Origin of the sequence: Moraxella atlantae NBRC 14588, from assembly GCF_001591265.1 — a bacterium.
GTDB lineage: Bacteria > Pseudomonadota > Gammaproteobacteria > Pseudomonadales > Moraxellaceae > Faucicola > Faucicola atlantae.
The window spans coordinates 1-1,570 of sequence record NZ_BCUL01000059.1 but is presented as its reverse complement, the minus strand read 5'-3'; the positions used below and the strand labels follow the sequence as shown (position 1 = coordinate 1,570).

The following is a 1,570-nucleotide window of genomic DNA, read 5'->3' as shown; positions in this document are numbered from 1 at the left end:
ACAATCCTATCTAAGTCTTTGTTTTATCATGCTGTTTCTTGGTTGTTAGCGGAGTATTGTTATGAGAAAAGATATTTTAAAGATTTTTGCAATTAGTCTAAGCATGATTACATCTTGCGTTGCAATGGCTGATGCACCAAGATATTCTCCTTATAATTCTTCTATGGCTTCAAACTACGCTTATCAGTGGGCTTTATCAAAGAACCCACAATATCCTGATTTTTCAGCAAATACATTACAGGGTGGTGACTGTACAAACTTCGTTAGTCAGGCGTTACATACAGGCGGTTGGCAATATACTGCTAGTAGAGATGACAAAAGTACAAATACTTGGTATGTTGCGTGGAATAATGCCAAAAGAGCATTCACTAATTCCCAAACTTGGTCAACGGCTGCTGGGTTTTATAGACGTATCATAAATGATAAGTATGAAAAATCTGTGTTACCTACGAGTGACTTATATTCACTACGACCAGGTGATATTGCTTTTCTAACAAGCGGTGGTAAATCTCATCACACCATGATTGTGACAGGATATCAAGAAAAACCTTGGTGGAATCCATTTGCTAGTTATGGACCACTAGTAAGCTATCATAATGGTGGAGTGAATCCAAATACTAATATGCCTAATCTTCCTCAGCAAAATATTTTATTGACTGAAGTCATAGCACGCAGTCCAAATGATACACCAGTTTTTGCAAAGGTTAGAAGCTAATAGAGTTCTTATGAAAAATAAAATCATTTTGTCTATAGTCACTATAATCGTAGTGGCTATTTTTGCATTCATTTACTGGCTTAAACCTGAAGATAATTTAAATGCGAATATTCAAAATAATAGTAATAATAGTTCCGTTAAACAGACAAATCAAAATATTAATTCTCCTAACTTCTCTTCAATCCAACCTGTTAATCAATTATCTGTTGCACCAATTTCTACTGCCAACGGTCAGAAAGAGTTTCAAATGCCTAACACAAACTGGCAGGATAGAGAATTATTAATTAATGGTAAAAAGATAAAATATACTTTTGGAACTGGTAATCCTCCAGAAGTAGCTTTAAATCCTAGTGATTATACAGGTGATGGAAAGTGGAAGAATTATGTGACTCCAGCGACAGAAAAATACCTTAAAGAATTTTTGAGTGATAAGAGTTTAAAAAATTTCATAGATAGATGTGATAAAAAGCTTGGCTTAGCAGAAGATAAATCTATTCCAGGTTTTAGTATTGTTAATGGTAATGATTGGGATATAAATAAACTGTTACTTATTGACCCTAAAACGGGTAGAAAAGAACTTGATGAAGAAAAAACTGATGCTATATCTCAGCTATTGTATACAGTCAGTAATAAGTTGAGTGGAAACTCAGCAATATCAAGCTGTATGAATGATATGGAGATTCAAAATTTTGAGAATTTGCGTAAAACTTTTGATAAAGCTACAGAAAGCTACATAAATCAACCCAAAGACGGATTCTATGACCAAAGTAATCCTAACAATCCAGGTATGGAAGATATAAAAAGAATAAGACAACAATTAGGTATAAAGGATAATAATTAGATTATAACTTATTA

At 33.2% G+C, this 1,570-nt stretch carries 2 protein-coding genes; both read left to right on the top strand.

Annotation, left to right across the window (positions count from 1 at the left end; genetic code table 11):
- Positions 1-61 precede the first annotated feature (61 nt).
- Positions 62-715, top strand: a complete 654-nt coding sequence (locus tag MA2_RS11030; protein ID WP_115254065.1) for an amidase domain-containing protein — start codon at positions 62-64, stop codon at positions 713-715.
- Positions 716-725: 10 nt separating this feature from the next.
- The gene (locus MA2_RS10650; RefSeq protein ID WP_082781988.1) at positions 726-1,556 is read left to right on the top strand and encodes a hypothetical protein; all 831 of its coding nucleotides are present in this window, start codon (positions 726-728) and stop codon (positions 1,554-1,556) included.
- Positions 1,557-1,570 lie beyond the last annotated feature (14 nt).